This is a genomic window from Psychrobacter sp. D2 (assembly GCF_013608135.1).
Classification (GTDB): domain Bacteria; phylum Pseudomonadota; class Gammaproteobacteria; order Pseudomonadales; family Moraxellaceae; genus Psychrobacter; species Psychrobacter cryohalolentis.
This window is the reverse complement of record NZ_JACDXZ010000008.1, coordinates 44,643-61,384: the sequence shown is the minus strand read 5'-3', so window position 1 is coordinate 61,384 and position 16,742 is coordinate 44,643. Positions and strand designations below refer to the sequence as shown.

General features: G+C 42.7%; 14 protein-coding genes. 5 read left to right on the top strand and 9 right to left on the bottom strand.

Annotated features, from left to right (window positions below; genetic code table 11):
* Together nadB and H0262_RS10485 are read left to right on the top strand one after the other, a co-directional pair.
* Positions 1-1,896, top strand: a complete 1,896-nt coding sequence (gene nadB / locus H0262_RS10490) for an L-aspartate oxidase (protein WP_181210714.1) — start codon at positions 1-3, stop codon at positions 1,894-1,896.
* Between the two features lie 207 nt (positions 1,897-2,103).
* Entirely contained in the window at positions 2,104-3,015 is a 912-nt protein-coding gene (locus H0262_RS10485; RefSeq protein WP_181210713.1) for a lysine exporter LysO family protein, read from the top strand.
* Positions 3,016-3,044: 29 nt separating this feature from the next.
* Here H0262_RS10485 and H0262_RS10480 read toward each other — a convergent pair whose 3' ends face one another.
* The 4 genes from H0262_RS10480 to H0262_RS10465 form a co-directional block, all read right to left on the bottom strand.
* Positions 3,045-3,692 carry an OmpA family protein gene (locus H0262_RS10480; protein WP_181210712.1) on the bottom strand — a complete coding sequence of 216 codons (648 nt, stop codon included), beginning with the start codon at positions 3,690-3,692 and terminating at the stop codon, positions 3,045-3,047.
* A gap of 74 nt (positions 3,693-3,766) precedes the next feature.
* Positions 3,767-4,351, bottom strand: coding sequence for an OmpA family protein (locus tag H0262_RS10475; protein WP_181210711.1), 585 nt, complete (start codon positions 4,349-4,351; stop codon positions 3,767-3,769).
* A gap of 27 nt (positions 4,352-4,378) precedes the next feature.
* Positions 4,379-5,656, bottom strand: a complete 1,278-nt coding sequence (locus tag H0262_RS10470; RefSeq protein WP_181210710.1) for an FAD-dependent monooxygenase — start codon at positions 5,654-5,656, stop codon at positions 4,379-4,381.
* A 95-nt stretch (positions 5,657-5,751) separates the two neighbouring features.
* A complete protein-coding gene (locus H0262_RS10465) occupies positions 5,752-7,053 on the bottom strand; it encodes an FAD-dependent monooxygenase (protein WP_259275456.1) in 1,302 nt (433 codons plus the stop codon).
* A gap of 680 nt (positions 7,054-7,733) precedes the next feature.
* On the opposite strand from H0262_RS10465, the gene H0262_RS10460 reads away from it, so the two are divergent.
* Entirely contained in the window at positions 7,734-8,819 is a 1,086-nt protein-coding gene (locus H0262_RS10460) for a PhoH family protein (RefSeq protein ID WP_181210779.1), read from the top strand.
* A 96-nt stretch (positions 8,820-8,915) separates the two neighbouring features.
* The gene (gene ybeY, locus H0262_RS10455) at positions 8,916-9,524 is read left to right on the top strand and encodes an rRNA maturation RNase YbeY (protein ID WP_181210708.1); all 609 of its coding nucleotides are present in this window, start codon (positions 8,916-8,918) and stop codon (positions 9,522-9,524) included.
* Here the strand turns inward: ybeY and H0262_RS10450 are convergent.
* Together H0262_RS10450 and H0262_RS10445 are read right to left on the bottom strand one after the other, a co-directional pair.
* Entirely contained in the window at positions 9,521-10,396 is an 876-nt protein-coding gene (locus tag H0262_RS10450) for a mechanosensitive ion channel family protein (protein WP_181210707.1), read from the bottom strand. The genes ybeY and H0262_RS10450 overlap by 4 nt on opposite strands.
* An 84-nt stretch (positions 10,397-10,480) precedes the next feature.
* Positions 10,481-11,452, bottom strand: a complete 972-nt coding sequence (locus H0262_RS10445; RefSeq protein WP_181210706.1) for an energy transducer TonB — start codon at positions 11,450-11,452, stop codon at positions 10,481-10,483.
* Between the two features lie 227 nt (positions 11,453-11,679).
* Between H0262_RS10445 and H0262_RS10440 the strand changes: the two genes are divergently transcribed.
* Positions 11,680-12,489 carry a hypothetical protein gene (locus H0262_RS10440; RefSeq protein ID WP_181210705.1) on the top strand — a complete coding sequence of 270 codons (810 nt, stop codon included), beginning with the start codon at positions 11,680-11,682 and terminating at the stop codon, positions 12,487-12,489.
* A gap of 150 nt (positions 12,490-12,639) precedes the next feature.
* Here the strand turns inward: H0262_RS10440 and H0262_RS10435 are convergent, their stop codons facing one another.
* The 3 genes from H0262_RS10435 to nuoM all read right to left on the bottom strand — a co-directional run bounded on the left by H0262_RS10435 (position 12,640) and on the right by nuoM (position 16,742).
* Positions 12,640-13,470, bottom strand: a complete 831-nt coding sequence (locus tag H0262_RS10435) for a ferredoxin--NADP reductase (RefSeq protein WP_020442877.1) — start codon at positions 13,468-13,470, stop codon at positions 12,640-12,642.
* Positions 13,471-13,634: 164 nt separating this feature from the next.
* Positions 13,635-15,113: an NADH-quinone oxidoreductase subunit N gene (locus H0262_RS10430; RefSeq protein ID WP_181210704.1), complete on the bottom strand. Its 1,479-nt coding sequence runs from the start codon at positions 15,111-15,113 to the stop codon at positions 13,635-13,637.
* 3 nt (positions 15,114-15,116) lie between these two features.
* Positions 15,117-16,742: an NADH-quinone oxidoreductase subunit M gene (gene nuoM, locus H0262_RS10425; protein WP_181210703.1), complete on the bottom strand. Its 1,626-nt coding sequence runs from the start codon at positions 16,740-16,742 to the stop codon at positions 15,117-15,119.

Below are 16,742 nucleotides of genomic sequence, written 5' to 3'. Positions count from 1 at the left end.
ATGAGCGCGAACTGGTTAAATGGCAAAGATAACTGTAATGTGCATCAGAAATCTGATTCTGTCGTAGAGACAGAGGTACTTATTATTGGGGCTGGGCTTGCAGGATTAAGCACCGCGCTTGCTTTACCAGAGTCGCTGAGCATTACCATATTAAGTAAAGCTGCATTGGAAGTTAGCTCAAGCCATTACGCCCAAGGCGGTATCGCCGCAAGCTTGGACAAAAATGACTCAGTCGCTGACCATATTGCTGATACACTAATCGCTGGTGCAGGATTATGTGCAGCGGATAATACTGCCAGTATTCTAAACGCTGGACAACAAGGGGTTCAATGGCTATGTGAGCAAGGCGTACCCTTTACTCAAATTCCCCAGCAAGAATCAGAAAATTATATAAAGGCGGGTTTTGACCTCTCTCACTTACATCTGACCAAAGAAGGTGGTCATGGTTGTAGACGCGTTGCCCATGCTGACGATGCAACGGGTCGACATATCATGGAGGCCTTGACTATAAAAGTGCAAGCCGCTTCCAATATCACTATATTGCCCTACCATGAAGCACTGTATTTATTAACTGACAACAGTGATAACCGTTGCCAAGGTGCACAAGTTTTTGATCATATTAACCAGTGCAAACTTACCTTTCATAGTCGCGCGGTTGTACTGGCTAGTGGCGGTTTAGGCCAATTATTTCAACGAGCCAGCGCGCCCAACGTCTGTGTCGGTGATGGCGTTATGATGGCATGGCAAGCAGGCTGCCGTTTGGCAAATTTAGAATTCATCCAATTTCATCCGACTGGTCTAGCACTAGGAGATAGCAGTTTTTTGATTTCTGAAGCTTTACGCGGTGAAGGTGGACGCTTATATTGTCCAAAAACTGGCACACGCTTTATGCTAGAGATTGACGCACGTGCAGAGTTAGCACCGCGAGATATCGTCGCCCGTGCCATCGCTGAGCAGATTAATAAGAATGGACTTGGCTACGTTCATCTTGACGTCAGTCACTTACCAGCGGAATTTTTGCAAGAGCATTTCCCTCAGATTTATCAGACACTATTAGCACTTGATATTGATATAACTAAAGAGCCAATTCCGGTTGCCCCAACCGCCCATTATAGCTGTGGCGGCGTGATCACTGATGCTAATGGCGTAACCGATGTAGAAGGTCTTTATGCCGCTGGTGAAGTCGCTTATACAGGCTTACATGGGGCAAATCGCTTGGCAAGTAATTCATTATTGGAATGCGTGGTGGTTGGGCGTAATATCGCCGCTGACTTGCCTCGCTATTTAAAAACATTAGAGAATTTAGATACTGCTGCCATTTATGAGCGCTCATATTTACCAACATCTACCATTTGGACACCACCAACACTCAAAGATATTCAAGCCATTACGCTCTCTTCTTTTATTACACGTCCATTGACTTCAGCTGATTACGAGGACACTGATAGCAATATAGATACTAATAATCAGGCTAGCAAAATCATTACAGAATTAAAATTTTTAATGACCTCATATATGGGTATTACTCGCACTGCCGAATCATTAGAGCAAATATTGATACAGATACAGCAATGGCAACAGTGGCTTGAAAAATCTGAGTTAAGTCAGCCCAATATAAATGCTTCAGACGACGCTATGACCACTGATAAACTTGCACACTTTCAATTAGCAAGACAGTTACAATTAGCGACTTTAATCGTTCAGTCTGCTTGGCAGCGCCTTGAAAGTCGTGGCGGACACTATCGTAAAGACTATCCCAACCTAGCAGCCACTGCTCGCATTAGTGTGATTGAGCCATTATCAAATCAAGCTATTCGCCCAATAATTGGTATCAATAATCCCATTTCAGAAATTCAGAAACATCATAAATCTGTCCAATCCGAACAAGCAGTATAGTGGCTTTATATTCAATCAATGCGGCACTGCTGGTCTAGCATATAGAGAAGCTCATAAAAAAAGCTTTGACCAGCAGCAATTCAATGAATTTTGTCTGCTCATGTCAGTATTATTATACTAATATGTTACAATCCTTGCCTTATTAAAAAACCCTTCCTAAAAACAATTTGTTAAAACACCTTTTAAAAATGCCGCGAGCCCTTTACCATGCAAAGCTTAGTTACCCTTGTCTTGGTTTTAATGCCAATGTTTATTGGCTTTGCCATTCCATCCAATCCAACCTTGACCAAAATTGCCGATAAAGGCTTGTCTTATCTGGTCTTTATTATTTTAGGCTTGATTGGTATTGAACTGGCACAAGTCCAGGGACTTGGCAGTCAGGTAGGTGAAATCGCACTGTATGTCACGATATTATCAATATTGACAATTGGAACTGGATTATTTGGGCTAATGCTGTTTGACCGTTTGCGCCCGTGGCATGCCAAAAAACCCAGTGTTAAATCTAAAGAGCATCGCGTCAGTATTCGCGGTAGCCTTACCCAAGTCATCTGTGTAGTAATAGGTTTTGTGATCGGTTATTTCTTGCCAGCCAACTATATACCGCCTGAAAACACCATGACGGTCATGCTAATGATATTAATCTTGCTGGTTGGTATTGGACTAAAAGGCTCGGGTATTACTCTAAAAGAAGTGCTGCTTAATAAACGCGGTGTCGAGATGAGTATTATTTTTACATTATCGGTATTAGTTGGCGGGCTTATCTTTGCACTGATGTTTAGCGATGTCTCTTGGACGAAGGGCTTAGCACTAGCGTCAGGATTTGGCTGGTATTCGCTATCTGCGATTGTGATGACGGATGCTTATGGGGCGATTTGGGGCAGTGTTGCGCTATTTAACGACTTGATACGTGAGTTCTTTGCGTTGATATTTATCCCCGTTTTTATGCGTAAATATCCGTCTGCATCGGTTGGACTTGGCGGTGCGACCAGTTTAGACTTTACTTTGCCAATCATTCAGCAATCGGGCGGTCTAAAAGTGGTGCCATTGGCGATTAGCTTTGGTTTTATTATTAATATTGTCGCGCCCGTGCTAATGGTATTGTTTTCGTCTTTGGGGTGATTGCTTACAACTTTCATAAGTCACTACATTCAAAATAACTGACAGCTTTCTCCATTACTATTATTGAAGTTTTCAACATTATTTTTGGTGTCAATGAACACTGCATATAGGCGACGATTGTATCGGTCAGTTTCTTCAATATCAGAAGAAGCAACAGGTTGCTCTGCCCCATAACCATGAGTTTTAATGCGATTACAATTGACTCGATATTTAGAAATCAAAAAGTTTTTAAATCTTTCGGCACGATTGCTGGCGAGGGTTTGATAACCTCTCTTTTCTTCACGTGCACTTATATGAGCCTCAATAACTATCACTATATCTAAGCGCTTTTGCATTAGCGCACCTACTCTATCTAACTCTTCAAAATACTCACTTTTTATCTCACTGCTATTTTCATCATAATAGGCTCTAACTTCTCCTTTTATGAAATTCTTGTCAGTAATTTCTAATGAAGGTGGGCAGCCGTTTTCATCTATCATAACGTTTGGAGGTGTGTTTGGGCAATAATCCAATTTGTCCGAAACACCGTCGCCATCTGAATCAATCTCTGCTTGCATCGTCCTGATATTTTCATATTGATGTGTGGTTTTTGACGGTACAATTTCGGTAGTCTGACAGCCAGCTAGCGTTATAGATAATGCTAATAGCAATAAATTTCTGTAGTTTCTATTTGTCATTGTTATTCTCTTCATTAAGAATCACTTACAGCTTTATTTGCCATCATTTTCGATTTTTTGAAACGCTCAATATATTACTCAACATTGCTAATAAGCGCATAAATACGCTGGTTAAGCCAACTATTTTCGGCATTATTTGTCGCAATTGGACGCTCTGATCCATAGTAAAAGGTATTAATACGATCAGGATCAATATTATATGTCATGGTCATATAATTTTTAATCCCTTCCACACGGTATCTTGATAATGTTTGATTGGCATTATTGTCTTCACGCTCCGATATATGCCCTTCGATATGCATAACAGCGTCCAAATGATCTTGCATTTTTTTGCCTGCGTTATCTAGCTGCTCATAATACTCACTTTTTATCTCACTACTATTTTCATCATAATAGGCTCTAGCTTCCATCCTAAATTCGTTTTCACCAAAAAGTAAGGAATGCGGACAGCCCCTTTTATCTATAACTATGTTATATGGTGTGCCTGGACATTCATCTAACTCATCAAGCACACCATCGCTGTCGCTATCCAAATTAACCGAAACCGTTGGCATATTGATAGTTTGACTTGTTTGCTTAGGCAAATCAGCCGTTTGACAACCTGTCAGAGCTAAAGAGCCTATCATCATCGGCGCTATTGTCCATAATTTAACGTTCATACTCTACTCTTCCTTAAGTCTAAAACCCTAAACCCCACTCGCCTGCTTAGCAAACAGCCGCATCAATGGCTTGATTTTACTAACCCGATACATACCTTCATTACGAAGTTGTTGGATAGGATGCAATTGAGCCAGCGAGCCAGCGAACAGCCAGTTAAGCGCCGAAAAGCTGTGCATCATCAGACTGTTATGCGGACGACGCAAGCGCTCATAGCTACGCAAGGTTTGATTGGTACCCCAAAGCGTCCCGCCACTACGGTTATAATCATGCGCCAATTGTTTGCTTAATGCTTTTACATCGAGCATCCCAAGATTGAGCCCTTGCCCAGCAAGTGGATGCACCCCATGCGCCGCATCACCAATCAATACTAAATTATCCGAGACATAAGTCTTTGCTTGCTGCGCCGCTAGCGGAAAACTGGCGATTGATTCAATTTTATGGATAGCGCCAAGCTCATAATGACTGGCAGCAGCCAATTTATCAGCGATGTAGCGTGGGTGTTCGTCTACCAGTGCCAATGCTTGATTACGTGGTAATGTCCACACGATAGACTGCCAATGTTGTGGGTTGGCTTTGTCTTCATCGGTGATATCAGCGAGCGGCAATAATGCCAATGTACCAGTCGGCAGCATGGCTTGACGAGCAGTTGCTTGATGTGGCTTTTCAGTTTGAATCGCACAACAGATCGCGGTTTGATTATAATCAAGAATATCAAGCTCAATACCTGCTTGCTTGCGCACGAATGAGCCACGACCGTCAGCACCGACCAATAAACGCGCGTCAATCACGGTATCGTTATCCAAAGTCACGCGGTAGCCTTGCGTTGCACCTAGCCAATCCATATCGACAACCTTTTGTCCGTCGATAACGGTTAGGTATTGACTGACATCAGAGGCAGATAAACGCTGCCATAAGGCATATTCGATAACTGCAGGCTCAACCATACTACCGAGCATTTTTGGCTCAGAATTTTGATTACTGTCATCACTATTATTACCACTATCGCCGAACAGTAGCTCGCCTCTACCGTTTAGTTGCCAGACTTGCATTTGTGAGTAATCGGCTGTGCGACTTGACGCTGCTATTTTTTGCCAAGCGCCAACCTCTTTTAATAATTCGATACTGGTAAGGCTCAATGCATAAACACGGGCATCGCGTTGACCCAGTACTTGCTGCCAATCTTCCTCGTTACGCTTTGGGCGCGCATCAATGAGTGTCACCGGCTTATTTTCTTGTGCCAGTTTGAGAGCAAGCGTTGCACCGACGATACCGCCGCCGATAATCAGCGTATGGTTATTTTTCATAAAATATCCTTTGTTTCGCTACTTGAATTATCCGCTGATATTTTTAATAATTAGCAGCAGTTAGATTTTTGAATTCTTTTAATGGCTTATCAATACTAAGACTTTAGACCCATCGCATAATTGGCAATTAATGGTTTAATATTTGGTAATTTATCAAAGGCAATCAAAGCGACATTACGTGCCAGCTTCACGGCTGCATTTGGATGCGTAAAGCCATGTACCACTGCATCACAAAAGCGTATGACACGTTTTTGGTCAGTTTGACGGGCTTTCTCATAACGCTTTAGTAATGTAGGATTACCGATGTCCTCGCCTTTTAGTACTTGCGCGTGCATCATTTGTGCCAGTACATGAGCGTCACGCATACATAGGTTAAACCCTTGTCCTGCTACTGGATGCAGGGTGTGCGCTGCATTACCCATGATAACGCAGCGACCATCCACTTGTTTATCTGCCAGCACCCGTGTCAATGGATATGCACCACGGCGACCAGCAGTTTTAAACGTGCCTGCACGCTGACCAAAAGCTTGCTGCAAAGTCGCTAAGAAATGCGCGTCATCCTCTAAGTATTGCGTCTCTTCTCCGGTTCGGCAGACCCAAACGACTGAACGTCTATAGCCAGTCTGATATTCGTCATTACCGTCGCCTTCTGGATCCGTTAATGGCAACACTGCCAGTGGTCCGGCAGGACTAAAACGCTCAATCGCATTATGCTCATGTGGTTTGTCCGTTTCTACCACGCCGACGATAGCCGTTTGCTTATAATCATAAGTAGTCGTACCGATATCTAATAACTGACGCACGGTAGAGTCGCGCCCATCACAGGCGACCAACACACTACCCTGCAATTGCTGCTCATGCTCTTCTTCACCATAGTAGCTAAAACTTAGGGTTACGCTGTCACTTTTCTGGTCAACGGCTATTACATTTGCATTATCAATGAGCGTAATCAGTGGCTCTTGCTGGGCAGCAAGGAGCAACTTACGCCCAAGCCACGCATTTTCCATCACTTGTCCAAACGACTCAACTTGTTCATCGGCTTTATTTAACTGCGCGCGCCCAAAGCTACCTTGTTCACTAATCTGTACGGCATCGATACGGCAGGCATGGCTTTGTAGTTCATCCCACAGCCCGATCTCTTGATAAATCTGTACTGTACGCCGTGACAATGCCGTATTACGGCTGTCTAAATAGTGGCTGCGATTGCTATCATCATTTGGACTGATGGTCGGATAGCTGTTTTTCTCTAGCAACGTACTGGCGATACCATGGTTTGCTAGTAGCAACGCAAAAGATAAGCCGACATGACCGCCACCAGCGATAAGTACCTGCTGCTCAGTCATCGCAGCATGTTTAATATTGTTAGATTTTGACAGATTTTCTTCAGTAGTTTGCATCATTATTATTCCTATCATTGCCGATTTAGCACGCATTTATACGTGATTATTATTCACTCAAAATTTTATTTTATTGAAAAACCTATTGTTCTTTGAACATATTAAAAAATTTCTAATATAGTAGATGCACCTTTAAAAGAATACAGTGCTACTGGAATTAATTATTCGCAGCTTCTGTCTGCCTAGGCACAGCAAGCAAGAAAAATTAATTCTAGTAGCACGTTATAATGTTTGTATTTCTTTCATATAAAACTGACTATAGCGTTATCGCCTAAACAATAGATTACCACAAATTGCCTATTATTCTGTGGTCTTGACGGTATCAGTAGCAGCTATAAAAAATTCTTTCAGTGTGACTGCTGAATGCTTTTATCTATCGTTGCAATCGCCATACAAAAACAAAGCCATGCATACATCTATATAGCTTGAAATTTAAATTCTATCTACCATAATGAAGACAGGAAATTTATTTATTATTCATCAAACTTACTATTCATTAAACTAACAGCTACTTTGCCGTCATTTTCTATTATCTAAAAGCCGTACGCTAAAAGCTATCAACCAAAGAACATAAAGCACGACTAACTATTTTATCTCTGAAGTTCGTCTGACTATGCAGCATAGAAGCAATAATCATAGCAGCGGGCAACCAACACAAGGATAATCGCTTGACTGACTCCATGAGCCGCCGTATAAAATTTGAATCCTTGACCCCAGCACAGCTCAAAACCGTGCTTGGTGAATACAACAATCACATGAAATACATTCAACAACGCCTCGATATTAAAATCAGCCAACGCCAAGGCGACTTCTGTCTAAGTGGCGACATATTGGGTGTTGAGCGCGGCGAACGTATTATTTATAAAATGGTCGATGAAGCGCAAAACACTAAAGACATCAGCGCCGAAGAATTGCATCTCATCATTCAATCAAGCCTCGCGCGCGATGAAGATATTGAAGAAGATGCAGCACAGCTAGAGGATAATGATGAAGACTTAGACGCCCCAAGCGAATTTACGCCTATCAGCTTGCGTACCCGTAATGGCAAAATCATTCCACGCGGTGGCAATCAGCAGCGTTATGTCAGAGATATTTTATCGTCTGATGTGTCCTTTGGTATTGGACCTGCCGGTACTGGTAAAACCTATCTCGCGGTTGCTTGTGCAGTTGATATGATTGAGCGCAATGAGATTGAACGAATTTTGCTCGTACGTCCTGCGGTAGAGGCTGGCGAAAAACTGGGCTTTTTGCCGGGTGATTTGACGCAAAAAATCGATCCATACTTGCGTCCTTTATACGATGCGCTATATGAGATGATTGGGTTTGAGAAAGTCGGTAAGATGATTGAAAAGCAAATCATTGAAATTGCCCCACTTGCCTATATGCGTGGTCGTACTTTAAATAACTCGTTTGTGATCTTGGATGAGGCGCAGAACACCACACCTGAGCAAATGAAGATGTTTTTGACGCGCTTAGGTTTTGGTTCGCGCGCGGTCATTACCGGTGACATCACACAGGTAGATTTGCCACGTGGCAGCAAGTCAGGCTTGGCACAAGCGATGGAAATCTTAAGTGGTATTGAAGAGATTCATATCACTAAGTTTGATTCAAAAGACGTCGTACGCCATCAATTGGTACAGAAAATCGTTGAAGCTTATGATGTCTATGATGACGAGCAGTTTGCCTTGCAGGAAAAGCGCAAGTTTGAACGTATCAAAGAGCAAGAGCGCAAACAGATAGTTGCTGATGCAGCAGCCAAATTCTAATCTATCTTGATAAGCCTATATTAGAAAGACACCGGATTTTATATCCGGTTTTTTACTGTTAGATATTTTTTAATTGATATAAAAAAGGATTAGGGTATGAGCCAAGACAGCAATAGTGATGATAGCAACAACATTAATGATAATTCTAATGAGAACAATAGCTTAGACGCGCTTGATATTAGTGCCAGTGAGCTTATCGATGACAAGACACTTGATAGTTTTTACAGTCGGGAGCAGCTGCTGTCTGTAATAGCGGCGACACTTAACTATATCGATGAGCAGGTAAAAGGTGGTCTGATACTGCCATACTTTGACGATATCGATGCTGAGCAGTGGCAAGAGAAGATTAAGGTGCTCGATATTTATATTACGGATGAAGATGAAGGTCGCGAGCTGAATTTAGAAGCCCGTCAAAAGGATTATGCAACCAATATCCTCTCTTATCCAAGCGACCTGCCAGCAGCAATTATTGGACTGATGCCAACACTACCGCTTGGAGAGCTAATCATTTGCCATGCGGTGATGATACGTGAAGCAGCAGAGCAAAACAAAGAAGTTGTGCAGCATATTAGCCACTTATTAATTCATGGCATACTGCATTTGCTCGGTTTCGATCATGAGCTCGGCCAAGCCGAGCAAGATGAGATGGAGCGCTTTGAGATTGAAATTTTGGCAGGGCTCAATATCCCAAACCCTTATAACTAATCTTTTTTCGTTAGTAGTTTTTGTGCTTGGTCCATCTGATTAATCATCTGGTCAAGCCCTTTAACATGGACATTACGCTGCGGGAACGGAATATCAATTTTATTATCATCCAGCGCGTATTTAAACTGTTCCAATAGATCGCACTGCATTGACCACCAGTCGTCATTAGTCGTCCAAACGTTTAAAGTTAAATCAACGGAGTTATCGCCCAAGTTAGTGACGCGGATAACCGGTGCAGGATCAGTAAACGCCTTCGGATTACTGATTGCCAAATTTAGCATAACATCTTTGGCAGTTTTGATATCAGCATCATAACCAATACCAACAGTGATATCGACGCGGCGATTGGGCAATGCGGTGTAATTAACAACCGCTGAAGTGGTGATATCGCTATTAGGAATAATGACATCATGATTGTTAATCGTCGTTAGATGGGTATTTACCAAAGTGATTTCTGTCACAGTACCCGTATAGCTGCTTATTTGCACATAATCGCCGCGTACAAAGGGGCGAAAGGTGACAATCATAATGCCCGCTGCAAAATTAGACAGCTGATCTTTCAGTGATAAACCAATCGCAACCGCTGCACCGCCCAAGATAGCCACGACTGAAGTGGTCTGCACGCCAACTTTACTCAAAGCAGCCAAAACGACCACAACCAATAGCACACCGTAAATCAAACGACCTAAAAAGCTAGCGACTGTCTCATCTAAACGACTACGCAACATTATGCCGTGAGCAAATGTGACGGCTTTTTTGGCAAGCCAGCGCCCTATCATAAATATTAGCAGCGCTAATGCCACTTTGGCAGCAATGCTCAAAGCGTTATTGGTTAAGGTAGCAACATCAAGGGTAAAACCTAAAAATTCCATATAAACTCTTTACTCTATATCTGGGTGTTATCTATTTACTGTTTTAGTTAATACGTTAAAAATACAAGGCTGCTGTTAACTCTTCTAGTACGTCACTTCTACGATATCACTATAACGGTAGGTACGTATCAGACGCAACTCAACGATGTCTTTCATATCTGCGGTAAATTTACCAAATGGCGCGGCTTGCCTGACTGATTGTTTAGCCGCTTCATCTAAGATAGTTGAATTTGAACTCTCAAGCAAACGGATGGCTTTGGTATTACCGTCGTTAGCAATAATCACCATTAAACGCACTTCGCCCGTAATATTTTGCGCTCGTGCTTGAGCAGGATATTGAAGGTTGCCAACGCGCTCAACATGCTCACGAAAGGTATTGATATAATCGGCCGCCGCGCCATGGGTCGTTGAATTACTGTCCATGGTCACTACTTTTGATTTGGTGGCATAAGTTTGCTGACGCTGAGACAGTTGCGCCTCCAAGGTAGCTATCTGCTTACGCAGGCGCTCTTCTTGCACCCTCATATCATCTTGCGCTTGCTTACTATCATTGTCAGACTCTACGCTTGCATGACGCCAGCTTAGGGTGGTGCGCAGGTAGCTTTCTTGATAATGCTGCTGGCGTACTTGGCGCTGTAAGCGAATCACATCTTGCGTCTCACTCATTTGCTCAGCAGATAACGGGCTGCTTTGGTCGGTTTCTTGACGCAATTGCTCTTGCACGGTACCGCCGCCTTGTTGCGAGGCATCAGCAATAAATTGCGCATCTTCATTTGGCTGCATATTATCCGTTAGGGCTTTAGCAACGTCTTGCATCAATCCGGCAGGGTCTTGCCCCATCGAAAAACTGATACCGAAAATAATCAACGCATGCAGGCTAATGGCAATAACAATCGCCATCGGCAAGCTGATATCACGTTTTGGTGCTTGCGCTGAAAAATGGTAGCTTTGTGAGTCTTTAATATACACCGCAGTCAGTCTCAGCTTATGAATATAAAGGCGGTCATCAATAAACGTGGTAATATCCATATCTATTGCCCATGCCGGCGCCATCATAACATGACATAGAATTGTCTCGCTAGCACAACCGTATACCGTAAATTCACAGTAACTTCTCAACAATTTATCATTGCTTACAGTGAGAGGTATGCTCTAAATTGCACTCATCGCATAAGCCCAGCGCATTTGATATAGAAAATAAAGGTATGCTGATGAGTAATAGACGTTCATTTTGCCCGCCTCGTTTTTGATATATACTGTTTGGTATCGGTCACGCTTTTATAATGATAAGGATAATAAGTTTGAGTAGCTTTAATAATATGAGTGATAATGTCGATCATTCAGACAACTTTGATGACTTTTTTGAGAATCTCGGCTACCGCTTTGATGAATCATTCAGCGATGGTTGGGATCGCCTGACCCAATCTATTAAAGACTTATACAACCGTACAACCGATAAGCTAGAAGATGAGCTGGCGCTACCGCTGACACAAGCCTACGTCAATGATGCGCTAAAAACTTATGTCACGGATAATGTCAAAGCCATCTTAGAGCTGCGTGTTGAGATACATGAAGACTGGTTCCGCTTATACTGCACGGTCGATGCCGGTGGCATTTATGCAGAGGTCGCGAGTAACTTTCGTCTGGTACATGCGCAGCTCGATCGCAATGTACAGCGCTTTGTTTTTGGGCAACTGACCTATACCGATATCCTAAATCTGCGCTGTGAGTCCTATCTTAAACGTCAAGGTATCAAACTGTTTATTTGGTTTTACCACCGTATCCTGAAAAAAGACCCGTTGGGCTTTATCCTATCTTATATCGATATTGCACGCGCCAAAAACGAGATTATTTATATTGATATTAATCGTTGGCTGAAGAGTAATAAGAAAATTATCGGCATGTTACATAAGGCACAAGTTAACTATGGTGAGCTTGAAGAAGAACAATTGATTTTGAAAGCGCAGATTAATTATCGCGATTTATTATCCTCAAGTAGCAATGAAGATATTATCAGCGAAAAAGACGAACCAGTACAAGTACAAGGTCCTGTCCATCCACTAGATACAGAAAATGTAGCAAGCCAAGTTTAGAACATCATAAACTCTCAGCTATTATTACTTTGCTATCTTATAACTGTCAACTATTATAAAAAATGCTGTATCTTGCCAGACGAGAGTCTTCAAGATACAGCATTTTTCCTTTGCTAAAAGCTTTAGATTAGATGATAAGAAATAACAGTTTTACCAGTAATTTTCTACCGCAATATTGCCTTCTCCGCGGCGATTCATCACCAGTCCTAAGCTCTTTAACGTCTCTTTGGTATCTTCTACCATATCTGGGTTGCCGCAGAGCATAACGTGCGTGCTATCGACATCTAAAGCAATGCCTGCGCGCTCTTGTAGCGTTCCATCTAGTAGCAATTTTGGCAGGCGCTCTGTCAGTGCATCTTCGATAGGCTCACGAGTAACAACCGGTATAAAGATTAATTTTGCAGGATTATCAACCAAGGAGCCAAAGTCTTCTTGCAGACTTTTTATCTTATCAACGTACGCCAACTCTTCTATCGAGCGCGCGCTATATGCGAGGATAATATGCTCGTAATCTTCCCAAGTCTTTAAATCTTGCAGCATTGATAAGAAAGGCGCAAGACCAGTGCCCGTAGCCAGCAACCATAAATCCTTTGGTAATGGCTTTTGATAACGCGCCAATGTTAAAAATCCAAAAGGCATCGTATTAAGCAGCAGCTCATCGCCTACTTCTAAGTGCTGCAACTGTGAGGTAAATGCACCATTAGGAATGACAATAGAGAAAAACTCTAATACTTCATCAAAGGGTGAAGATACAATCGAATAAGCGCGAAAAATATCTTCGTTTAGTGCGTCATTAGCGACATCATTGCCTGCTTCGCCTTGCTGCTTATAGTAGTTTAAATGACTGGGATTAACACCCAAACGTACAAATTGCCCAGCCGTAAATTTAAAGCTATCCGGACGGCTGACGGTAAAGCTAAATAAATTTGGCGTCCAAGTGGTTTTGCTTAGCACTGTTACGGTTTGAATATTGTCGCTCATAGTCATAAATCACTTATATTTTATTAACATTTATTTTTATAAAATTTAAACAACACAAAAAAAAGATGCGCCAAGCTTATCATAAAGCGGGCGCATCTTGGGTTTCTGACCGTAATAACAGATAAGCAGCGGTATCAGCATACCCCTACTTACCCTTTTGCTATTTACCAAATACGTGCCAAACTTGCCCATTCAATCATACTGTTTGGTAATACGCCAAAGAACAAGATGATCGCCGTGACTGCAATGACCATGATACCACCAGTACGTAGACCCCACTGTTTCGAGACGTCAAATTCAATAAATTGTTTTGGACGTTTAAATAGCGTGAGCAAGACGCGCAAGTAATAGAACAAGCCAATCGCACTACCGAGGATAATCATCGCTGCCAAGAACCAATTGGTCCCTTGTACTGCAGCAAGAATCGCAAACAGCTTCGTGATAAAGCCTGCGGTTAATGGAATGCCCGCTAGAGATAGCATCATGATAGTCATAACACCAGTCAATACCGGACGTCTCCAGAACAATCCTTGATAATGAATCAATTGATCGGCTTCACCAGATAAACGATAAGGGCTAGACATCAAGGTCACGACACCAAAGGCACCGATAGAGGTAAAGGCATAAATTGCCATATACATACTAGAGATACTATCAGCAGCAGAACCAATGCTCACGATTACGATTAGCACATAGCCCATATGGGCAATCGATGAATAACCAAGCAAGCGTTTGAGACTGGTTTGGCGTACGGCGAGTAAGTTACCTAGCAAAATAGACAAGGTTGCCATCACCATCAATAGCATCTGTACCGATGGCAATGCCAATAATGAGGTATCAATTAAAAATCGTACTGCCAATGCCATCATCGCTACTTTTGATACCGAGGCCAGATAAGTGGCGATAGGAGCAGGTGCACCTTCATAGACATCAGGTGTCCAGATATGAAAGGGTGCGGCAGAGAGTTTAAAGGCGATACCAAACATCATCATCGCTGCACCTAAGATTAACAGTGGCGATTCAAACGTATCAGCCAAAGTTAAACTAATAGGCTTAAAGGCGAGCGAACCGACTTCTGCATAAATAAATGCCATACCCATCAGCAGCGTTGCCGATGCTGTTGCTGATAGCACTAAGTATTTCAGCCCTGACTCAAGCGAACGGGTGCGCATATAGGTATAGGACAACATGCCATATAGAGGTATCGATAGCATCTCAAGGCTCATAAAGAATGATGCCAAATGCTGGGCGCAAACCATAAGCAGTGCACCAATCGTCGATAGCAACATGAGCAAATACAGCTCTTCTTTATTATCCTTGAGGTTTGCTAAATACGCATAAGACAACGTACAACAAGCCAATGCACAGATAAAAATAATCACCATGTTAAACTGAGCAAAATTATCAATCACAAATAACTGCTCAGCCGCTGGCACCAGTGTGCCACTATCGATTATACCTGCCATTTGCCCAAGCAAAATAAACAGACCGATATTGAGACCGATGACCGAAATCGTACCGGTCACCATATGTGAGCGCTTCATCGTGATGGCAATCATCACCACCAATACTGTAATAACTACCGCAATGATTGGTGCATAAGGCAGTAGCCCCATCAAATCATTCATCGTAAAATCGTTCATGACTTAACGTGCCTCCATTGCATCAAGCAGCTGCGAGGCATCTACTTGGGTTACTTGACTATATAAATAAGCGTTATTGATCCACTGCATCGCATGACTTGAGGTATCAAGGAATGGCTGTGGATACAGTCCAAGCCAGACCAAGCCTGCCGCTAGCATCAATAGTAATGACAGCTCACGCTTGCCCAAATCCTTTAATGGACGCGTCGGCAGACCATGAGACTTGGTTTCTTTTAATGCCACTTCTTTAATGTTGTTGATACCAAATAGCGCTTTATGAATTAAGATAAGCGAGTATAAACCTGCCAATACCAAGCTAAAGGTAGCTAAGACTACAAACACTGGATAATCAGCAAAAGCGCCAAATAAGATTAAAAATTCACCAATAAAGTTACCCGTGCCCGGAATACCAAGTAAGGCGGCACAGAAGAACATTAGTATTGGTGCGTAATAACGGAACTGACCCCACATACCGCCCATCAGGGTCAAATCACGTGTGTGCAGACGCTCATATAACTGCCCTGCCATAATAAACAGCGCTGCTGAGCTTAGACCATGTGCCAGCATTTGAATCATCAAACCTTGTAAGCTAAGTAAGGTTCCGGCATAAATTGCCAAAACTACAAAGCCCATGTGCGAGATACTGGTATAAGCAAGCAGACGCTTCATATCGGTTTGCATAAAGGCAAGCCATGCGCCATAGAAGATACCAATAGTACCCAAGGTCATGGCAATCGGGGCAAAATCTTGTGACGCTGCTGGAAATAATGGTAAGACGAAACGAATCAAACCATAAGCGGCAGTTTTAATCAAAACCCCTGCCAAATCCACCGAACCTGCGGTTGGTGCTTGCGCATGCGCGTCAGGTAACCAGCCATGAAATGGAATAATTGGCAGCTTAACCGCAAAGCCAATAAAGAAGCACAGCATGATCGGATATTCCCAGCCGCCAAGTGACGTACCGAGTAAATCATTATAATTAAAGCTGACCACGCCTTTTTGGGCGTAGCTGATAATGACCAATATCAAAATACCTACGAGCATGATTAGCCCAGACGCTTGAGTATAGATAAAGAATTTCGTTGCTGCATACTCTTTGGTTTTGCCAACAACGTCATGACCCCAAATCGCGATCAAGAAGTAGATTGGAACCAGCATCATCTCCCAAAAGAAGAAGAATAAGAACATATCAATGGCTAAGAAAACACCAATGACGCCGCCCAAGCTCCACAGCAAGTTCAGATGGAAAAAACCAACACGGCGCTGAATCTCATTCCACGAACAGGCAACCGCGGCAACACCGAGTAACCCTGTCAAAGCTACCATCATCAGCGATAAACCATCTAACGCCAAATGAAAGCTAATACCAAAGCTAGGTATCCAAGGCACACTGAATTCAGCAACCCAAGGCACATTTGCATCTGGCGCAATGACTTGCTGACTCATGCCAGAAAAATCACCGTATTGCCACAGTACCATTGACAACACAAAGGTCAACGTCATACCAATTAAGGCAATCCAGCGCGGCAAGCGTTTATTAAAGCGTTCAACCAGCCAGCATAGCAATCCTGCAATAAAAGGAATGGCGATTAATGCTGGTAGCATCCACGTTTGTTGTAACTCAATCAT